The organism is Klebsiella michiganensis (genome assembly GCF_015139575.1).
In the GTDB taxonomy this organism is placed as follows: Bacteria; Pseudomonadota; Gammaproteobacteria; order Enterobacterales; family Enterobacteriaceae; genus Klebsiella; species Klebsiella michiganensis.
Genome location: NZ_AP022547.1, coordinates 1,306,039 through 1,324,571, shown reverse-complemented (window position 1 = coordinate 1,324,571; position 18,533 = coordinate 1,306,039). Strand labels below are relative to the sequence as shown.

Genomic DNA, 18,533 nt, shown 5'->3' with positions numbered 1-18,533 from the left:
ACTTAAATCAGATGAAAGTCGTTTATTTTTAATATCTGAGCAGCATATTTTTCAAAATTATGAGTATGCTAAGCGATGTGATGAAGTGCAGTACTACTGCATAAAAAGTCTAAAAGCACAAGCTAACCACATGTTAAATAAGAAGTGCGTAATGGCTTTGACCTTAATGGCATCTGCCAGTTAATATCCATGAGAGAACAGGGTAATAGAATATGATTAAAGTCCTTGTTTTCTTTAATGCTGAATCCTGTAAAGTTATGACCGTTCTGGAAGGTATATCCTCTATCAGGCAGGAATATCCAAACGGTGAAGAAACACATCTTCGGATTATGTCTGCAGGTTTTCCTTCCTTAACTGGCGATCATGGTATTGTTTACGTGGCTACTGACAGGGAGTTAACGTCACAGGAGATACTTGATGCGGCCAGGAAATATTTATAGAATTTTTGTCATGCTCTCTGCTCCACGTTTAATTGCATGCTTACCCTATTTATCAGAATCGAACAAAAAATGAGTTAAAAGCATTTATGGCCTGCTAACAGCAGGCTTTTTTTTACATTACACTTTTTTAGAAACGCCTCTATAAAGAGAGAGTAATTCGCTACCCTCTGACAAAATGCAGGTGTCTCCCCCCTGCGTGCCATCTTGCCATTTGTGAAAAACCTTGCTAAGTGGCGGCGCTGCCTCTCCTCATTTTAAATCTCATCAGGTGTGACTGAAGCAATAAGTTATGAGGGTATAAAAAGGCTCTCCGGATAACTCCTGGCATCATAGTTTTAAGTACCTTCAAAAATGCATGGACATTTCGTAGGAGTTGTAATTTAGTTCTTGCACATTCTTCTTAATTTTGTCTTGCGATAAGAGATTTATATAAGTAGTCTAAACCTCGTTAATAACAATATGTACCAATCGGATTAAAATGCTCAGTAAGAAAAATCGGGTTGATGAGCAACCGTCGACATTGGTATTTGCTGAACAACGAAAAAACTTTAAAAGGTCTCTTTATGTCAGATGCTCTTACACAGTTAAACAATATCCGTACCTTACGTTCTCAGACTCGTGAAATGTCATTAGATGTACTGGAAGATGTTCTGGAAAAGTTTAAAATTATTCTTATAGAACGACGAGAAGAAGAGACATTACGTCTTGCAAATGAAAGTCAGCGCCGCGATAAACTGGAAACACTTCGTCAGATGATGCTTGATGAGGGTATCGACCCCTCCGAACTTTTAGCTGCTATTGGCTCTCCGGGTAAGGCTAAAAGGACGCGCTCCCCCCGCCCCGCGAAGTATCGATATACTGACGAAACTGGAGAGTCAAAAACATGGTCAGGTCAGGGGCGAATGCCGAAGCGGATCTCAAATCTGATTGCTGAAGGTGGGGAATTAAAAGATTTCGAAATCAGCTAAAAAAGAGCCGGGCATACCCGGCTCTTTTTACGGATAGCCCACAACCATCCTTAGAGGATCGTCGAGAAGCATCTGGTTCGTAACCGGCTTCAACAAGGTGTTTCATGAAGAGATTATGTTGCGCTATAAACTGGGTAAAGAAGGTATTAATGGTGACATTACGCAGTTGTAATGCAGCCAACACCACAGTATTTCCTCTCATAGCATAATGCGGACGGGGTTAGTAGGCTGGAGGTCTTTAGTGAACGGCAAGCGGACGCCCTCGTAGATTAAACAGGCGTCCGATATCTTGAAGTGGACAGATTACCTAACCCGCTTTCCCGTTTCGTCAATGACCTTCTCGCCATCCTCTTTGGTAAACGCTCCTTTCTGACCTTCCGGAAGAATATCCAGCACTATTTCCGAAGGGCGGCAAAGACGAGTACCGAGCGGCGTAACGACTACCGGCCGATTAATCAGGATTGGATCTTGAAGCATGAAATCAATCAACTGCTCATCACTAAATTTCTCTTCATCAAGACCCAGGCGTTCATAAGGTTCAGCGTTTTTACGCAGCAAGGCGCGCACTGTAATCCCCATATCTGAAATAAGTTTAATAAGCTCATCACGGGTCGGGGGAGTATCGAGATAATAAATTATTGTCGGTTCGTTGCCGCTGTTGCGGATCATCTCCAGCGTGTTACGTGAGGTGCCACAGGCCGGGTTGTGATAGATGGTAATATTGCTCATATCAATATCTCGCTACAAGGTGACAGAGAGCCGCCACGCCAGCACGGCCAGAGTGACGAAAAGCACGGGCAGGGTCATGATTATGCCGGTGCGGAAGTAATATCCCCAGGTGATGGTCATGTTTTTCTGTGCCAGCACATGTAGCCACAGCAGGGTTGCCAGACTGCCAATCGGAGTGATTTTCGGGCCTAAATCGCAGCCAATCACGTTGGCATAAATCATTGCCTCTTTGACGACGCCTGTCGCCGTACTTCCGTCAATCGACAGCGCACCAATCAGCACCGTCGGCATGTTATTCATTACCGACGACAGGAACGCGGTCAGGAAGCCGGTGCCGAACGTTGCTGCCCATAACCCCTTTTCTGCCAGCAGGTTTAGCACGTCAGACAGAGACTCCGTGAGCCCTGCATTGCGCAGGCCATAGACCACCAGGTACATGCCCAGTGAAAAAATAACTATCTGCCATGGTGCATCGCGCAGGACTTTTCCTGTGTTGATGGCGTGACCTCTTTTCGCCACTATGAACAGTACTGCTGCGCCAGTAGCGGCTATCGCACTTATCGGGATCCCAAGAGGTTCCAGAACAAAGAAACCGACAAGCAGCAAAAACAGGACAATCCAGCCCGCCCTGAACGTTGCCGGATCCTTTATCACACTGGCAGGCGTCTTCAGCAGCGAAACGTCATACGTCACCGGAATATCCCTGCGGAAGAAGAGATGCAGCATGACCAGCGTGGCCGTAATCGCGGCCACATCTACGGGGATCATCACGGAGGCATACTGCGTAAAGCCCAGACCGAAAAAGTCCGCCGAGACGATATTCACCAGGTTAGAAACAATGAGCGGCAGGCTGGCCGTATCTGCAATAAATCCTGCGGCCATGACAAAGGCCAGTGTCGTGCCCTGACTGAATCCCAGTGCGAGCAGCATCGCAATTACGATCGGCGTCAGGATCAGTGCGGCTCCGTCATTGGCAAACAGTGTAGCAACAGCAGCCCCAAGCAAGACTATCCAGCTAAACAAAAGGCGGCCACGTCCGTTACCCCAGCGGGAGACGTGCAGTGCGGCCCATTCAAAGAAGCCGGACTCATCGAGCAGCAGGCTGATGATGATGACCGCAATAAATGCCGCTGTCGCGTTCCAGACGATATTCCAGACAACGGGAATATCAGCGATATGGATGACTCCAGTTACCAGCGCCAGCACAGCCCCGATACTCGCACTCCAGCCAATACTCAGGCCTCCGGGTTGCCAGATCACCAGTATCAACGTCAGTAAAAATATACTCCCCGCCAAAAGCATCTCAGACTCCGTTATATATGATTATGTGAATTTGTTTTCTTTTCTCAGCAGGAGGTGCAGGCTGATTTATCCAGCCATTTACACAAATCCTCCCGCATACACTGCCAGGACGTCGTGATTGTCTCAGTTGCCCATGCCGGTATGTGGGGTGACAGACGATAGTGGATCCATTTGCCTTCACGACGGTCCAGAACCAGCCCGGCCTCACGAAGGATAGCCATATGTCGCGAGACTTTGGGCTGTGATTCGGAAATGGCTGCGCAGATATCACAAACGCACAGTTCTCCTGACTCCCGGAGAATCATGACGATGGCGAGCCGAGTTTCATCCGACAGGATTTTGAAAAGCTGAACAGGTTGTAGCATTTTTCACTCCGTTCCCTTTAGAATATATATATGATAAATCATATGTGTTAAATTTGAAATCATCTACTCTCTCCGGAGGAGAAAAATGGAACAATTTCCTGCCCTTAATATTGAATTCTTTGATCAACACATCGCTGAACGCATGAACCTGCAAGCGCCACCACGGATTCTTATCCTGTATGGCTCAGTAAGAGAGCGCTCCTACAGCCGCTTTGCCGCGGAGGAAGCCGGTCGTCTTCTGACTGCAATGGGCGCGGAGGTGGAATTCTTTAACCCCTCTGGTTTACCCCTGCCTGATGATGCGCCAGACACGCACCCTAAGGTCACCGAACTACGCGGCCTGGTCAGATGGTGTGACGGGATGGTGTGGAGTTCCCCTGAGCGGCATGGGACGATGAGCGCGGTGATGAAGGCGCAAATAGACTGGATACCCTTAAGTGAAGGCGCGGTTCGTCCTTCGCAGGGCAAGACACTTGCAGTGATGCAGGTCTGCGGTGGTTCGCAGTCCTTTAATGCGGTGAACCAAATGCGCATTCTGGGCCGATGGATGCGGATGTTCACTATCCCCAACCAGTCCTCCATTGCTAAGGCATGGCAAGAGTTCGACGAAAACGGCCGAATGAAACCTTCGTCATGGTATGACCGTATCGTCGATGTAGCCGAGGAGCTGTTTAAAATCACGGTGCTGCTTAAGGGACAAACTGGTTATCTTGCAGATCGTTACAGCGAGAGAAAAGAGAGCTATCAGGAGCTTTCATCCCGTGTCAATCAGGACAAAATTTAACGTATATTTTTCGTGAATCCATACTGCATGAGATTAATAACATCCACTATGGCACAAAGGAGATATCCCATCCTGTGTCAGAATATGAAAAACTACCTTGAGGTGAACTAGTAACTCTGGTTATGACGTGGCGCTTGCGCGTCATGATGCAAAACTAATTTTGATGTTTAATGAAATCCTGGTTGCACCCAAGCTAAGCGCTTCATGCTAAATTTTAGGCGAAGGAATAACAGAAGTCCTGTCCATTGCGTGTTATAACCGAGGTTGAAAACCGGCACACTGGCGGTTGAGAGGCATCGCATGAAATTACAAATCACAAGAGCAATTGGCCTCAGTAAGCTCTCTCCACGTTGGGTTAAGGTTATCTGCTTACGGTTAATTAAAAATGATATTGAACGCTCTCTCAACGCTCTTCTGGTCAAAATTGATGAATCTGAACTCTCTACGGAGCAACTTAAAGCGTTTAAGGAATGCGTTGAAAGAATTAACCTGGCACGGGGTAAGGGGATGCAGGCGTGAGCATTTTTAATTAAGCATTTTTCGATGCTGCATTGGTGATGATGGCTTTTATCCAAAAAATTTCGCAGGCGAATAGTAGTCTAAGCGTTTGATAAAAGGTAAGCCCAAACCGTATATGCGCGGCGCGTTTGCTGCGCAAGAAATGGTTACCAGGTCAAATCTGTTTTTCAGTGTGACGACTCAACTAGATATCACCACGCACAGTCCCTATCTCGTCTTCTTTCTCATCAAAGGGAGAAAAAACTTTTAGGCACCCAAATAGGCACCTAAGAAAAGTTGAACTAGCAGTTATTCAAATTAATTCAATGAATTACACAACCAATTCAGACTCCGCCAGCCCACCAAAATTCTCCAGCGGTGATTACCAGAGTCATCCGATGAAGTCCTAAGAGCCCGCACGGCGTAAGCCCTGCGGGCTTTTTTGTGTCTATATCGGTCTGGCGGGAATGACTGAGGACCGCAGCCTTGTGGTGCCTTTTTGGGCTCCAGGAGAAAGAGCCAAAAAACGCGGGTCCTAAAATGGTAAAACTCATTAAGAGGCTCATTGCGGCTGAAAGCACAAGCATGAAGCCTTCAGAGCAGACAGCCCGAATATCTGTAATGGGTCAGGCAACGGTTGCCTGCACAATATGAGAAACCGCTGCGACTATTCAGGCAAGGCAATCAACGGCATGGAAAAAGAGCTCTTCCGTCATGATGGCATTCTCTTTTTCGCTCTGATGTTCGCGGCGGATAAACCAGCCCGTTTCCGGCGCCATGCTCAGGTAAAACAGCTGAGTGATTCCAGGAGCATTAACCCGCATTGTCATGCAGCCCGTTTCCACACCTCGACAGAGCTGTTCAGGTACTATGCTGACGTGACGATCGCCGTTCTGTAGCCGGATTGTGGTGATGTCATAACGGCATATACCGCTGTTCAGGCTATAGCCGATCGTGCTCAGATCATGAATATGCTTTGTTGATAGAATGACCTCAATGCCGGACCCCGCAAACCACTGGCTGATTTGCTGCACCAGCGCATCCATCCGGCGGCGGAATGCCTGAATTTCCGCCTCAGCGGATTTATTGCCGGGCGGTGTGCTATCGGAGTTCTGCTGCACTTTCTTAAAAAAACGTTCTCTGGCCGACACGTTATCGCCCCCGTTAACTTTTAATACGTTGTGAGATATGCGCTGAGCGGCATTCTCTTTTTTTTCATCGCCGCTCCCGCCACCTTATTTTTCGTAAACAGATTAAGCGCACAGCACTGCGGCACGGGCGGGATCGATGGCAATCAGCTCGGCAAGCAGGCGGTCCATAGCAGACTGCAGGCGGTTTTTGTCGGTTTCACTGCGCCCGGCCTTCAGGCGTAGCAGCCTGAGGTGGCGGGCTTTGACTTCGAACAGCAGACCTGTCTCCCATTGTGCCAGCGGAATTCCGGCAGCATCCGCGCCCAGTTCCGCCAGCAGGTGTTGCGCCAGCTCATTTTTGCCGGTCTGCTCGGCAATACGCGCCATCAGCAGGCGCAGCAGCCAGCGGCTGCGCACGCTGGTGATACCCGGGCGGTTCTGCAGCCAGGCCAGCGCCGCCTCCGGGCCGTCGCTGTCGGCAACCGCGAGGGCCTCCGGCTCCAGCAGCAGAATATCGTCATCGCCGGATGCGGTAGCGGCGCTGGCGGCAGTATCATCCCGCCAGCCTGCGGCGTTCTCCAGCACCTGCTGTTGTATCCAGTTCAGCGTGACCTCATCGGCAAACGGCGTGCCGTCGTTAAATGCCAGTCCTTCCAGCCCCGTCAGCCGGGTCAGCAGCCCTTTCAGGTCATTCTGAATAATAGCGGCTTCCGCTTCCCGCCCAGCCTTCAGCAGAGCCTGGTGGATATACCACTGCAGGTCCAGCCACAGATGATTCGCGCCACGAGAAAACATCCCGTCAGCCTGTTCCAGCAGTTCTGTCCAACTCTGCTGGAGATACAACCGCTTCAGCAATGCCCGCTGGTCCGGCTTCGGCGGTTCAATACGGGTTCTGCCTTCTGCTGATAGCGGCGGCAGCTGATATAGCGTGTCGTGGCGGATGCTTTTCATCAGATGGTGAGCGGCCAGCCAACCCTCCGGCTGGTCACCGAGATATTTCGCCAGGATACGCGCCTGCGTCAGCAGTTCCTGGCCGGAGGTGATAGGGCTCAGCGCCGGCGTATAGTTGTTTGCCTGAGAGGGCGAAACATCGCTGACATTCTGCGGCACGACGGCATCCGGCCCGCCCGACTTCAACAGACGGGTCTCGAGGACGCCGCACAGCGCATCGGGGACAGTCCCCTCCTGCGCCTGCTCCATCAGCAATAATGCGCCGCTGATACGCAAGGCATCAGTACTGCCGGCCTCGGGGTACAGCGACAGGCTGTCAAGCATCCGCTGTCCGGCGAGCCAGTCAAATGCGGCCCTTCGGCTGCGCTCCCGCAGCGGGTGCAGCTGCTCGCCAAAACCCTGCATCAGCCCGGCCAGCAGTTCCAGTCCGTCCGCCAGACCGCTTTCGCCATCCCGGTGCAGCCGCGCCCACGCGTAATATGAGGCAACGCGAATATCTTTGGTCACGGTGGTGAGCAGTTTTTCGGCCAACCTACAAATCAGATCGCTATCCGCACCGGTGATCTTGTTCACCTCTTCGCGCATCTGCTGGAAATCATCATCGTAGCCGGGATCGTCCCCCGCGGGTTTATCGGCTGACAGCGGCTGCAGCCAGTTATTCCACAACAGCAGACGTTGTTGCGTTTGTACCGCCAGCGCATCAGCAGCGGCCTGACAGACTGAAATCAGAGTATAAACATTGGCCATCAGTACATCTCCTCTCCGGTCAGCGCCGGGCCGGCTGCCAGCGCCGTTCGGGCCACAGAATCAGCCACCTGCGCGTCCAGCATATTCCCGGTTAATCTATTAAATAACGCACGCCGTTTATTTCGGAGCCAGCGCGCTGATTTCGTCGCGTAATTCCTGCGTTAGCGCCGGGTCTTTCAGGATATTTTCGAACTCTTTTCTGAAAATGCGTGCCCTGGGCACCTCATTCTGGAACGTATCAGCCATAGCGGTCCCTTCCCGTGAGGAATAATGAGTTAAACATAACGGCGTGTGATGACCAGGATATAGTAGAGCAAAGCGCCAAAAAATATCAACCTGCCGGCCCCAAAGTCCATTATAAGACTTTCCTCAGACACCTTAAGGCAAATGTAAAAATGAAACGCATCAGACAAACAAAGCTGGTATGTAATAACAACCTTTTGCTTACAATAAAGGCTGAGTGTATACCTGGCAGAGGAATATGAATTAAATTCATATCTGAATAGACAGAGTTGATTGATGCAAATCAATGTGCAGCGGAAATAAAGATCACTCCTGACACTGAAAAAATCGCGAATAGCGAAGTGTGAAAGAAATTATTTTTTATGGTTTACAGGCTGTAAGCCGCCCAGCTCTGAGTATTAATATGGTTATAATTAATGACTGGCAGATTAATATAAAATTCACAAATAATATCCGGCAGATATCAAGTCAGGATTCATTGGGAAAGCAACAGGGACAGGATCGCAGTTCCGTCTTCATACTCGTTGAGAATGGTAATATGCTGCTTTTCACACCTCGCCCCGTATGACGAAGCGGCGCATTACGCCGGGGATGCCTCGGGCGTCACCGCCTTTGAGTCAAACCTCATGTAGCTGGATTGACTGCTGCCGGAAGCGATCGGTTGAAAGCGCGATGGGCAATATTCTGCCCGCCAGGCGATAGTTGCAGCCATGATGTCCGTCCCGGACATCTGACTGCCCCCCAGGTATGCGGGCGATGGCTTTGCGGATACGCAAGTCGGCGGGGAGCCGCGATTGATCGCTCAGGGAATGAGTTCGAAGGTAATGGAGATTAAGGTATCCGGGTTCAGGTCCGCAGGCGTGCTGCTATACAGCGAGCCGGCCTGTCCATATAGCGTGACCGTTCCCCCTTTTAATCCGGATGATAATACTTTGGCCATTAGCGGATCGATTTGCTTATCGTAAACCATCTTTGAATTCATCGTATTGAGTATCGGCGTACCATCAAGCTTCTTCTCAAGGATATTCATAGACAAAGTCTCATTCGACTTGTACGGCTCCTTTCCTTTTTTATCAACCACAAAATATACGCCATTAGGCAAAATCTCATATTTTTTATTTTTGATTTTTGCCATGATTCTTTTTTCAATATCGACGTACTTAGACGATAGTTGTTCGTTAAGCATGTTAACGATACTTTCTATTTCATTTTCTTTAATTTTAATTTTTTTATTATAAGCGTCGTTAAACCCGGAAACCAACGCTGAAGGCGCCAGCTTGACATTATTGTCGGCCATTTTATTCACATCGGATAGCGCCTGGGTAAGGTAGAAAACGCCGAGCGCATAGGCATTTTTATGACTTTTATCCGCAAGGCTTAAATCACTTTGCTTGATGGCCAGGCTATCGAGCGTAGACTGTAATTTTTTATTTTTATCGTTTAAAGCAGCGACTGAAACATCATATTCTTTCTGCGCGGTTGCGGCGGCGGCGTTCAGCTCGGCGTTCTTTTTGGTCAGCGCATCAAGCGCGGTTTTCTGCTGGCCTTCTCTTTCCGCGCGCTGCTTGTTCAGCATGGCGATCTGCGCCGACAGCGCGCGGATGGTCTCATCCTGCTTTTTCTGCGCCGCTTCGGCGGCGGCGGCCAGCTCGGCGTTCTTTTTGGTCAGCGCATCAAGCGCGGTTTTCTGCTGACCTTCTCTCTCCACGCGCTGCTTGTTCAGCGCGGCAATCTGCGCCGACGGCGCGCGTGTGGTCTCATCCTGCTTTTTCTGCGCCGCTTCGGCGGCGGCGGCCAGCTCGGCGTTCTTTTTGGTCAGCGCGGCAATCTGCGCCGACAGCGCGCGGGTTGTCTCATCCTGCTTTTTCTGTGCAGATTCGGCAGCGGCGCGCAGTTCCAGATTCTTTCCCGTCAGCGTATCGATCGTCGATTTCTGCAGGTTCTCACTCTGCTCCTTCTGCGTTTTCAGCGCGGCAATCTGCACCGACAGCGTGCGGGTGGTCTCATCCAGTTTTTTCTGCGCCGCTTCGACAGCGGCGGCCAGCTCGGCGTTCTTTTTGCTCAGCGCATCAAGCGCGGTGGTCTGCCCGCTTTCGTTCTGTGCACGCTGTGCCGTCAATGCGGCGATCTGCGCCGTCAGCGAGCGGGTGGTCTCATCCAGTTTTTTCTGCGCCGCTTCGGCAGCGGCGGCCAGCTCGGCGTTCTTTTTGCTCAGCGCGCTCACGGCGGCAGTTTCGCCGCTCTCTTTCTGTACACGCTGTTCACTCTGAGCCTTCAGCGTGGCGATCTGCGCCGACAGTTCGCGCGTCGTTTCAGCGCGCTTTTTCTCCGCCGCTTTGGCGGCAGCGCTCAGCTCCGCATTCTGTTTCCGCAGAGCGTTAATCGTACTCTCTGTTTTATTCTGATGGCTTTTTTTTCTGACGACGTCCTGCTTCTGAGGCGTTTTTTTATCAGGGCTATCGTTATTTTGCTTAGACGAGACCGACTCCCCGCTGGCGGCGCCTGAGGCCGGCGGATTGTTTATTTCGAGTTTCGATATATTATCAAGGAAGTCTCCCGGCTCAGCACGAGCAGGAAACACAACAATAAGGGTAAAAAGAGCAAATACAATCGCAGGACCTCGTAGATTGCATATATTCAGTTTCCCCTTATCGTCCATCATCTGGCCAGCCCATCCTTGAGTTCAGATTTTCTTGCCCGGCTTTCAAACTCTTTAATTAATTTCTGCGAAATGCTATTACACTTATCGTTTATCTTGTATTCAAAAAGCGGTGTAATCGTTGATTTTACGCTGGCGGAGGTTTGGTCTGAAACAGAAGCATAAAACTTAGCATCATTGATTAAACCATACAGCTCGTTTGAGTCCTGCTGAAACTTTTTATCGAGCTTAACTAAAGCGTCGGCATCCTGGATACACTGCTGTAAAGCAGGAACCTGCGCGGGCTGTTCATTTTGAATGACATCTTTTTTTATGAGTGCGCTCTGCGGTTTTTTACCATTAGTACACCCCTGTAATAAACCTACAGAAATGCACACCAATGCCAATAAGCTATTTCTTATCATCTTCCCATCCATTAGAAAAAAAATACGTCAAAAATATATTTGTCGATTGCAGCAGAAAAAATTTTAACAAACAACGTCAGGCGTTGGATTTAACATTAATTCAGAAAAAACACACAAAAAGGTCATTTTTTAACCAGATCAGGAATGGGAATTATCCAGGTGCAGGACGATATTTTTATCTAAGCTTTTTCTCACCCCCATATGATTAATGACACATTACCTTTTATATGCCTGATATTGAGCGGTCTTTTTACAATTCAAATCAGGCATAAGCTTTTACTCATTCAATACGAATCTCATTCGCTCCACTTCGGTCTGGCCACCGTATTCTTCTTGAGTAGATTGCGAAACTCCTTCAGATAGGGTTCGTTGCTGCGCCCGCGCTTGCATATCGCCGAGAAGGGAGATTGAAAGCCAAACTCATTGGGCAGCAGTACGCGCAGGCGATTCTCCTTAATCCACGGCCAGGCGTAGTGCTCGGGAAGGTAGCCGATATATTTCCCGGAGAGGATGAGCAGCAGCTGCGCATCGACGGTTTCAACGGTCGCGCTGCCCTTGCTGAACCCGCGCCGCCGCAGATCGCTGGTATTCCAGTAGCTGCGCGTCACCAGCGGACACTGGCTGATCAGCTCTTTATCGAGCTGTCGACTGAAGAACATGGGATGCAGGTCGCTGCAGTAGAGCCAGTGCTGCTCGCGATAGAGCGGTTCGCTGATGATGTTATGCACCCGCGAGTTGTAGCTGCCGATGGCGAGATCGATATGGTTATTCAATACGCCGTTAAGCTGTTCCGCCGGGGTACGGATAATCAGCTTGATATGCACATTAGGAAACTTATCGCTAAAGCTGCGCAGCACGACCGGCAGCGACAGCGCGGTCTCCGTCTCGATGGAATCGAGCGTTGAGATACAAATCGTGCCGCTATGCTCGCCTTTCAGCAGCGCCGACTGGCGCTCCAGTTCATTCAGTTCGCTCAGCACGCGGATCGCCTGCTGTAAAAAATGCTGCCCTTTTTCGGTCAACGCAAAGCCGCCGCGCCCGCGCTGACACAGGCTAAAGCCAAGCTGGCCTTCCAGCTGCGACATCGCATTGCTGATCGCGGAAACGGAAATCCCCAGCTCCTGCTGGGCCCGGCCATAGCTCTCAAGACGGGCCACCGCCTCAAAAACCTGGAGCTGTCGAATGTTAAGCGTCGCGTCGTTAAGCATAGCGTCTTAGTTCACTAATAAATGAACTAAGTATTTGCGGTAGACGATTTAAAGTCCAGCACATCTTTCGCACTATCCCTGCTGTTGAGTTTTGTTTGTCAGATTCAGGAGCTGAAATGGATAACGTCTTTCATCAACCGCAGGGTGGCAACGAGATGCCGCGTTTTGGTGGCCGCGCCACGATGATGCGCCTGCCATTTATCGAAGATTTACAGGGACTTGACGCAGCGTTTGTCGGCATCCCGCTGGATATCGGAACCTCACAGCGTTCCGGAACGCGCTACGGACCGCGCTATATTCGTACCGAATCGGTAATGATTCGCCCGTACAACATGGCCACCGGCGCCGCGCCTTTTGATTCACTGTCGGTGGCAGATATCGGTGATGTACCGATCAATACCTACAACCTGCTCAAATCGGTGCAGATTATCGAGGATTACTACACCGGTTTAAATAGTTTTCCGCTTATCCCCCTGACGCTGGGGGGCGATCACACCATTACCCTGCCGATCCTGCGCGCGCTGACCAAAAAGCACGGTCCGGTTGGGCTGATTCACGTCGATGCCCACACCGATACCAACGATGAGATGTTCGGCGAAAAGATTGCCCACGGCACCACCTTCCGCCGCGCCGTCGAAGAGGGGCTGCTGGATCTTAAACGCGTCGTGCAGATTGGCCAGCGCGCGCAGGGCTACGCCGCCGGTGACTTCCAGTGGGGCGTCGATCGCGGTTTTCGTCTGGTTCAGGCCGAGCAGTGCTGGCACAAATCTTTGACCCCGCTAATGGCCGAAGTGCGCCAGCAAATGGGGGCTGGCCCGGTTTATCTCAGCTTCGATATTGATAGCCTCGACCCGATCTGGGCCCCCGGCACCGGAACCCCGGAAGTGGGCGGACTGACGTCGATTCAGGCGCTGGAAATCGTGCGCGGCTGCCGCGGCCTGAACCTGATTGGCTGCGACCTGGTCGAGGTCTCGCCCCCCTATGACGTCAGCGGCAACACGTCCCAGCTGGCCGCCAACCTGCTGTATGAAATGCTCTGCGTTCTCCCGGGCGTGAAATATCCATAGAGGAAAAACCATGCAGCTTAACGTCTTTCGCACGCTGTGGGGCGTCACCACCCCGTGGCAGCAAACGGTCAGCGAACTCCGGAGCGTCGGCTGCTGCGGCATTGAAGCGCGGGTTCCGCTGACGCCAGAAGAGCAGCGGACGCTGGCCCAACGCATCGAAGCGTCCGCGCTTGAGTATATCGCCATTGTGTTCAGCGGCGGCGGCGTTATTCCGGCCCAGGCCGAGACGCCCGCGCAGCATCTGGAGCGCTTAAAAGAACGTTTTGCGGCGGCAAAAGCGCTTAATCCGCGCTTCGTCAATCTGCTGGCCGGTAACGACCGCTGGCCGCTGGCGCAGCAGGTGGATTTTCTCGGCAAAGCGCATGAGCTCGCCGCCGAATATGAGCTGTTCTGCAGCTTTGAAACCCATCGCGCCACATCGCTGTATAGCCCGTGGCTGACGCTGGAGATAATTCAACAGCTGCCGCAGCTGCGCTTTACCGCCGATATCAGCCACTGGATCGTGGTAAGCGAACGCCTGCTGGATGACCCCTGCGATGACTTCAGCGCCTTTATCGAACGGGTCCACCATATTCAGGCCCGCGCCGGGTACGACCAGGGGCCGCAGGTGCCGCACCCCGCCGCGCCGGAATATCGGGCGGCCCTGCGGTTTCAGCAGCGCTTCTGGGAACAGATCTGGCAATCGCAGCGCCGGCGCGGCTACCAGCACACCACGCTTACGCCGGAATTTGGCCCCGATGGCTACCTGCATCACCTGCCGTTTACCAACGTTCCGGTCGCCGACCTGTGGTCGCTGAACGCCTGGATGGCCCAGCGTGAACAGCAGCATTTTGTTGAATTCACCTCGCAAACTGAATAAGGAACGGAAGAAATGACCGCTGCAAAAAGTTCGTTTACTGAATTACCGACCATCGATATCAGCGACCTGGCCTGCGACGATCTCGTCCGACGCCAGGCGGTGGCCGACGCCATCGGCCAGGCGGCCCGCGAAGTCGGCTTTTTCTACGTTACCGGCCACGGCATCGCGCCTGAACTGATTGCCGGGATCCGCGCGGCGGCCAAAGAGATTTTCGCCCTGCCGATGGAGCGCAAGATGGCGTACTACATCGGACAGTCGAAAAGCCATAAGGGCTACGTTCCCGAAGGGGAAGAGATTTACGGCTCCGGCAAGCCGGATCACAAAGAGGCGTTTGATATCGGCTTTCAGGCCGCCGACGACCACCCGTTCGTCGTGGCGAAAACGCCGCTGATTGGCGCCAACGAGTGGCCTGACGTGCCGGAATTTCAATCCCGCGTGCTGGCCTACTATGACGCGGTCTTCGCCCTTGGGCATCGCCTGTTTGACGCCTTCGCTCTCGCCCTTGGCCTGCCGGAGGGCTATTTCAGGTCGATGGTTACCTGCCCGCCGTCAAAGCTGCGTCTGATCCACTACCCCTTTGACGCCAGCGCCGAAGATGTTCCCGGTATTGGTGCACACACCGACTATGAATGCTTCACCCTGCTGCTCGCCGACCAGCCGGGTCTTGAAGTTCTGAATGAAGATAGCGACTGGATCGACGCCCCGCCGCTGAAGAACGCGACCGGAGAAGAGGCTTTCGTGATTAATATCGGCGACATGCTGGAAGTCCTGAGCGCTGGCACATTTGTTGCAACCGCACACCGCGTACGCAAGGTGCCGCAGGAACGCTACTCCTTCCCGCTGTTTTTCGCCTGCGACTACCACACGCTGATTCGCCCGCTGCCGGGCTTCCTTGAGGCAGGCGAAGCCAGCGAATATCAAGAACTGAGCATTGGTGAGCATATGTGGAGCCAGGCGTTACAGACCTATCGCTACCTGCGCGAGAAAGTCACCCGAGGCGAGCTCCAGCTCCCCGAACGCGCCCGCGGCACTAACACCTTTGGCCATCTGAAAAAACAAGCACAGCAAAAAACCGTAAATAACCCGTGAGGATAAATGATGAACAAAACGCTAAAAAAACTCTCGCGCCGTGTGGCTTTATCCATCGCCGTCACCGCTTGTTTTTCACCGCTGGCTCAGGCCGCTGAGCTGCTGACCGAGGGCGTCTTTAAAGTCGGGATGGAGGTGACCTATCCGCCTTTTGAATCCTATGACAGCAATAACAATATTGTCGGCATCGACCCGGAGTTCGCGGCGCTGATCGCCGAACAGCTGAAGGCAAAACCGCAGCTTATCGACACGAAATTCACCAGCCTGATCTTAGGTATCGGTAAAAAATACGATGCGGTGATCTCCGGGATGTACGTGACGCCCGAGCGCCAGAAGCAGGCGGACGCCATCCCTTACGCCCTGTCCGGCGCGTCCATTATTGCGCTGAAAAGCAGCGCCATTCAGCCAAAAACGGAAGACGAACTGTGCGGCGTGAAGGTTGGTCTGCAGGCGGGTACCGCCTGGGTTTCCAGCCTGAAAACGCACTCCGACGAGTACTGCCTGAAAAACGGCAAACCGGCCATTAGTATTCAGGAATTCCCGACCGCGCCGGAAGCCTCCCAGGCCCTGCTGTCGAAAAATATCAACGCCCAGTTAGAAATCGCCCCGGCGGCGCAAATTATCGTCGAGAAAAGCCGCGGCCGCCTGGCCATTAGCTCGAACCGCCTGGTCTATCCGCTGCCGCTGGGAATTTACGTCGCCAAAGGCAACACCGAGCTGGCCGAGGCCATTAAATCAACGTTAGCCACCCTTAAAGCCAACGGCAAATATGACGCCATCATCAAGAAATACAACTTAGAAAGCATCAATTAATACAATAATTAAACGGGAGTCGGTATGGAGTTCGATTGGGGATACTTTTTTTCATTATTTAGCGTTGGGGCATTCTGGCAGGCGTGTGTCACCGTGGTTGTCGTCAGTTCATTGTCCTGGTTTATTGGCCTGATATTAGGTTTTCTTTTAGCCTGCGCGAAGCTCTCCGGCCCGCGCTGGCTGAAGGTTCCCGTCGAACTCTATATTTGGTTTTTCCGCAGCGTACCGCTGATGGTCCTGCTGGTCTTTGTCTATAACCTGCCGCAGCTGTTTCCGGCCACCCAACCGCTGCTCGGCGTTCCGTTTATTGCGGGGCTGGTCTCGATGACGGTGACCGAAGCGGCCTACATGGCGGAAATCCATCGCGGCGGCCTGCTTTCGGTCGCCAGGGGGCAAAGCGAAGCCGGGCATGCCTTAAGCTTTAGCTTTATCGGGATTCAGCGCTTAATTATTATCCCGCAGGCGTTTCGTATTTCCCTGCCCACGCTGATTAACGAATACATCACCATCATCAAGCTCAGCTCGATTCTGTCGGTTATTTCGCTGCCGGAGCTGCTGCTGACCGGCCAGCGCCTGTACGCGCAGAATTTTCTCGTCATGGAGACGCTGCTGGCGGTCGCCATTTACTACGTTATGGTCGTCACGGTGTTTAGCTGGCTGTTCCGGGCGCTGGAAAACCTGCTGGATATTCAGCGTAAGCGCCCGCAAACGCTCAACGAGCGTGAATGCGAAACCCTGCGCCAGAACCTGAAGCCGCCGGTACAGACGCAAAAAGCGCAGGCCGCCAGCGGCAACCCGCCGGCGCTGGATCTGCACGCCATCGAAAAATCCTGGGGCCAGCACCACGTACTGAAAGGCATCGACCTGAAAGTGGAAAACGGCGAGGTAATCAGTATCATCGGCCCGTCCGGCTCCGGCAAAACCACCCTGATCCGCACCATTAACGCCCTTGAAAGCATCGACGGCGGCGAGATCATTCTTTACGGCGAGGATTACCTGAAGGGCGCCTCCATTGTTGATAAACAGCAAATGCGCGCGGGCGTACGCCGCATCGGCATGGTGTTCCAGGGCTTCAACCTGTTTCCCCACCGCACGGTGCTGGATAACGTGATGCTCGCCCCGCTCTATCACAAGCTGCTCGACCGCGCCGCCGCCAGAGAGCAGGCGCTGTGGCTGCTGGATAGCGTCGGTCTGCTGGCGCACGCCGAAAAGTACCCGTATCAACTCTCCGGCGGCCAGCAGCAGCGCGTGGCCATCGCCCGCGCCCTGGCGCTGAAACCGGACATCATGCTGTTTGATGAACCCACGTCGGCGCTGGACCCTGAACTGGTTGGCGAAGTGCTGAAGGTCATTCAGTCCCTCGCCCGCGAAGGCATGACGATGATTATCGTGACCCACGAGATGGACTTCGCCTTATCAATTTCTGACCGGGTGGTGATGATGGAAAACGGCGTCGTGCAGAGCGATATGCCGCCGCAGCGCATTCGCAGCGATGCCGCCGATCCGTCCCTCACCCGCATTCGTGAATTTATGGGAGTGCAATAAATGGCAACTGAACGGGAACTACGCCAGCAGCTGGCCGCCGCCTATCGTCTGGCGGCGCTCTTCGGCTGGGAAGACACGCTGTATACCCACTTCTCCGTGCGCCTGCCCGGTGACGGCGAGCCGCGGTTTTTGATTAACCCCTTTGGCATGATGTTTGACGAAGTCACCGCCAGCAACTTAATCGTGGTCGATATGCAGGGTAAGGTCGTCGAGGGCAGCGCCCCGGCAAACTCGGCGGGATTTACCATTCATAGCGCGGTCCATATGGCCCGGGAAGACGCCCACTGCGTGATCCACACCCACACGCTGCCGGGGATGGCCGTTGCCGCCTGCGCAGACGGGCTGCTGCAGCTTAACCAAATCAGCACCGAATTTTATCAACGCGTCGGCTACCATCCTTATGAAGGCGTCGCATTCGATCTCGATGAACGCGTGCGGATCCAGCGCTCGCTCGGCGAGAACATCGCCCTGATCCTGCAAAGCCACGGGCTGCTGTCGGTCGGGCGCACCGTCGCCGATGCGTTTTACATCATGTACTACCTGAACCGCGCCTGCGAGATCCAGATGGCCGCCGCGCAGCTGGCGCCGCTCGGCCCCATCCATACGATACCTGAACCGCTGAGCCGGCACGCCTGTGAGCAGCTGATGGGGGTTGAACATGAACGCCAGCTGGTGTGGCAGGCGTGGCTGCGGCGCCTGGACCGTCTTGATACTTCTTATAAGAGCTAATGC

The 18,533-nt window shown here is 52.8% G+C and carries 18 protein-coding genes and 1 pseudogene; 10 read left to right on the top strand and 9 right to left on the bottom strand.

What is annotated here, in order from left to right; translation table 11 throughout:
- Positions 1-212: 212 nt before the first annotated feature.
- Positions 213-440, top strand: a complete 228-nt coding sequence (locus JLG71_RS06415; RefSeq protein ID WP_010434226.1) for a hypothetical protein — start codon at positions 213-215, stop codon at positions 438-440.
- Between the two features lie 563 nt (positions 441-1,003).
- Positions 1,004-1,408, top strand: a complete 405-nt coding sequence (locus tag JLG71_RS06410) for an H-NS family histone-like protein (RefSeq protein ID WP_024274587.1) — start codon at positions 1,004-1,006, stop codon at positions 1,406-1,408.
- Between the two features lie 303 nt (positions 1,409-1,711).
- On the opposite strand, the gene arsC is transcribed toward JLG71_RS06410, so the two are convergent.
- The 3 genes from arsC to JLG71_RS06395 are packed head-to-tail and all read right to left on the bottom strand — an operon-like array spanning position 1,712 to position 3,804.
- Positions 1,712-2,137, bottom strand: a complete 426-nt coding sequence (gene arsC / locus JLG71_RS06405) for a glutaredoxin-dependent arsenate reductase (RefSeq protein WP_024274588.1) — start codon at positions 2,135-2,137, stop codon at positions 1,712-1,714.
- Positions 2,138-2,149: 12 nt separating this feature from the next.
- Positions 2,150-3,439: an arsenic transporter gene (locus JLG71_RS06400; protein WP_024274589.1), complete on the bottom strand. Its 1,290-nt coding sequence runs from the start codon at positions 3,437-3,439 to the stop codon at positions 2,150-2,152.
- Positions 3,440-3,483: 44 nt separating this feature from the next.
- Positions 3,484-3,804, bottom strand: a complete 321-nt coding sequence (locus JLG71_RS06395) for a metalloregulator ArsR/SmtB family transcription factor (protein ID WP_024274590.1) — start codon at positions 3,802-3,804, stop codon at positions 3,484-3,486.
- 85 nt (positions 3,805-3,889) lie between these two features.
- Here JLG71_RS06395 and arsH point away from each other — a divergent pair, with 85 nt between their 5' ends.
- Entirely contained in the window at positions 3,890-4,588 is a 699-nt protein-coding gene (gene arsH / locus JLG71_RS06390) for an arsenical resistance protein ArsH (protein ID WP_024274591.1), read from the top strand.
- A gap of 300 nt (positions 4,589-4,888) precedes the next feature.
- Positions 4,889-5,107: a hypothetical protein gene (locus JLG71_RS06385; RefSeq protein ID WP_010434242.1), complete on the top strand. Its 219-nt coding sequence runs from the start codon at positions 4,889-4,891 to the stop codon at positions 5,105-5,107.
- A 650-nt stretch (positions 5,108-5,757) separates the two neighbouring features.
- Here the strand turns inward: JLG71_RS06385 and JLG71_RS06380 are convergent.
- From JLG71_RS06380 to JLG71_RS06355, 6 genes and pseudogenes are all read right to left on the bottom strand, one after another.
- Positions 5,758-6,237, bottom strand: coding sequence for a hypothetical protein (locus JLG71_RS06380; RefSeq protein ID WP_049083325.1), 480 nt, complete (start codon positions 6,235-6,237; stop codon positions 5,758-5,760).
- Positions 6,238-6,339: 102 nt separating this feature from the next.
- Positions 6,340-7,914: a type VI secretion system protein TssA gene (gene tssA / locus JLG71_RS06375; RefSeq protein WP_064375314.1), complete on the bottom strand. Its 1,575-nt coding sequence runs from the start codon at positions 7,912-7,914 to the stop codon at positions 6,340-6,342.
- Between the two features lie 117 nt (positions 7,915-8,031).
- A pseudogene (locus tag JLG71_RS06370) lies at positions 8,032-8,118 on the bottom strand (type VI secretion system contractile sheath small subunit); the annotation flags it as partial.
- An 841-nt stretch (positions 8,119-8,959) separates the two neighbouring features.
- A complete protein-coding gene (locus JLG71_RS06365; protein ID WP_161506274.1) occupies positions 8,960-10,819 on the bottom strand; it encodes a coiled-coil domain-containing protein in 1,860 nt (619 codons plus the stop codon).
- Complete coding sequence (locus tag JLG71_RS06360; protein WP_014839258.1) at positions 10,816-11,220, bottom strand: hypothetical protein; 405 nt, start codon at positions 11,218-11,220, stop codon at positions 10,816-10,818. The genes JLG71_RS06365 and JLG71_RS06360 overlap by 4 nt, the downstream gene beginning before the upstream one ends.
- A 296-nt stretch (positions 11,221-11,516) precedes the next feature.
- Complete coding sequence (locus JLG71_RS06355) at positions 11,517-12,428, bottom strand: LysR family transcriptional regulator (RefSeq protein ID WP_004135102.1); 912 nt, start codon at positions 12,426-12,428, stop codon at positions 11,517-11,519.
- 116 nt (positions 12,429-12,544) lie between these two features.
- Here JLG71_RS06355 and speB point away from each other — a divergent pair, with 116 nt between their 5' ends.
- Genes speB through JLG71_RS06325 form a run of 6 tightly spaced genes read left to right on the top strand, consistent with a single transcriptional unit; the run spans position 12,545 to position 18,530 of the window.
- On the top strand, positions 12,545-13,495 hold the full coding sequence (gene speB / locus JLG71_RS06350; RefSeq protein WP_014226466.1) for an agmatinase: 951 nt from the start codon (positions 12,545-12,547) through the stop codon (positions 13,493-13,495).
- A 10-nt stretch (positions 13,496-13,505) separates the two neighbouring features.
- Positions 13,506-14,354, top strand: a complete 849-nt coding sequence (locus JLG71_RS06345; RefSeq protein WP_014226467.1) for a sugar phosphate isomerase/epimerase family protein — start codon at positions 13,506-13,508, stop codon at positions 14,352-14,354.
- A 12-nt stretch (positions 14,355-14,366) separates the two neighbouring features.
- Positions 14,367-15,443 carry an isopenicillin N synthase family dioxygenase gene (locus JLG71_RS06340; RefSeq protein WP_009652534.1) on the top strand — a complete coding sequence of 359 codons (1,077 nt, stop codon included), beginning with the start codon at positions 14,367-14,369 and terminating at the stop codon, positions 15,441-15,443.
- Positions 15,444-15,452: 9 nt separating this feature from the next.
- Positions 15,453-16,256, top strand: coding sequence for an ABC transporter substrate-binding protein (locus tag JLG71_RS06335; protein WP_009652546.1), 804 nt, complete (start codon positions 15,453-15,455; stop codon positions 16,254-16,256).
- 24 nt (positions 16,257-16,280) lie between these two features.
- On the top strand, positions 16,281-17,801 hold the full coding sequence (locus JLG71_RS06330; protein ID WP_161506273.1) for an amino acid ABC transporter permease/ATP-binding protein: 1,521 nt from the start codon (positions 16,281-16,283) through the stop codon (positions 17,799-17,801).
- Entirely contained in the window at positions 17,802-18,530 is a 729-nt protein-coding gene (locus JLG71_RS06325; RefSeq protein ID WP_004853394.1) for a class II aldolase/adducin family protein, read from the top strand.
- The last annotated feature ends 3 nt before the right edge of the window (positions 18,531-18,533 follow it).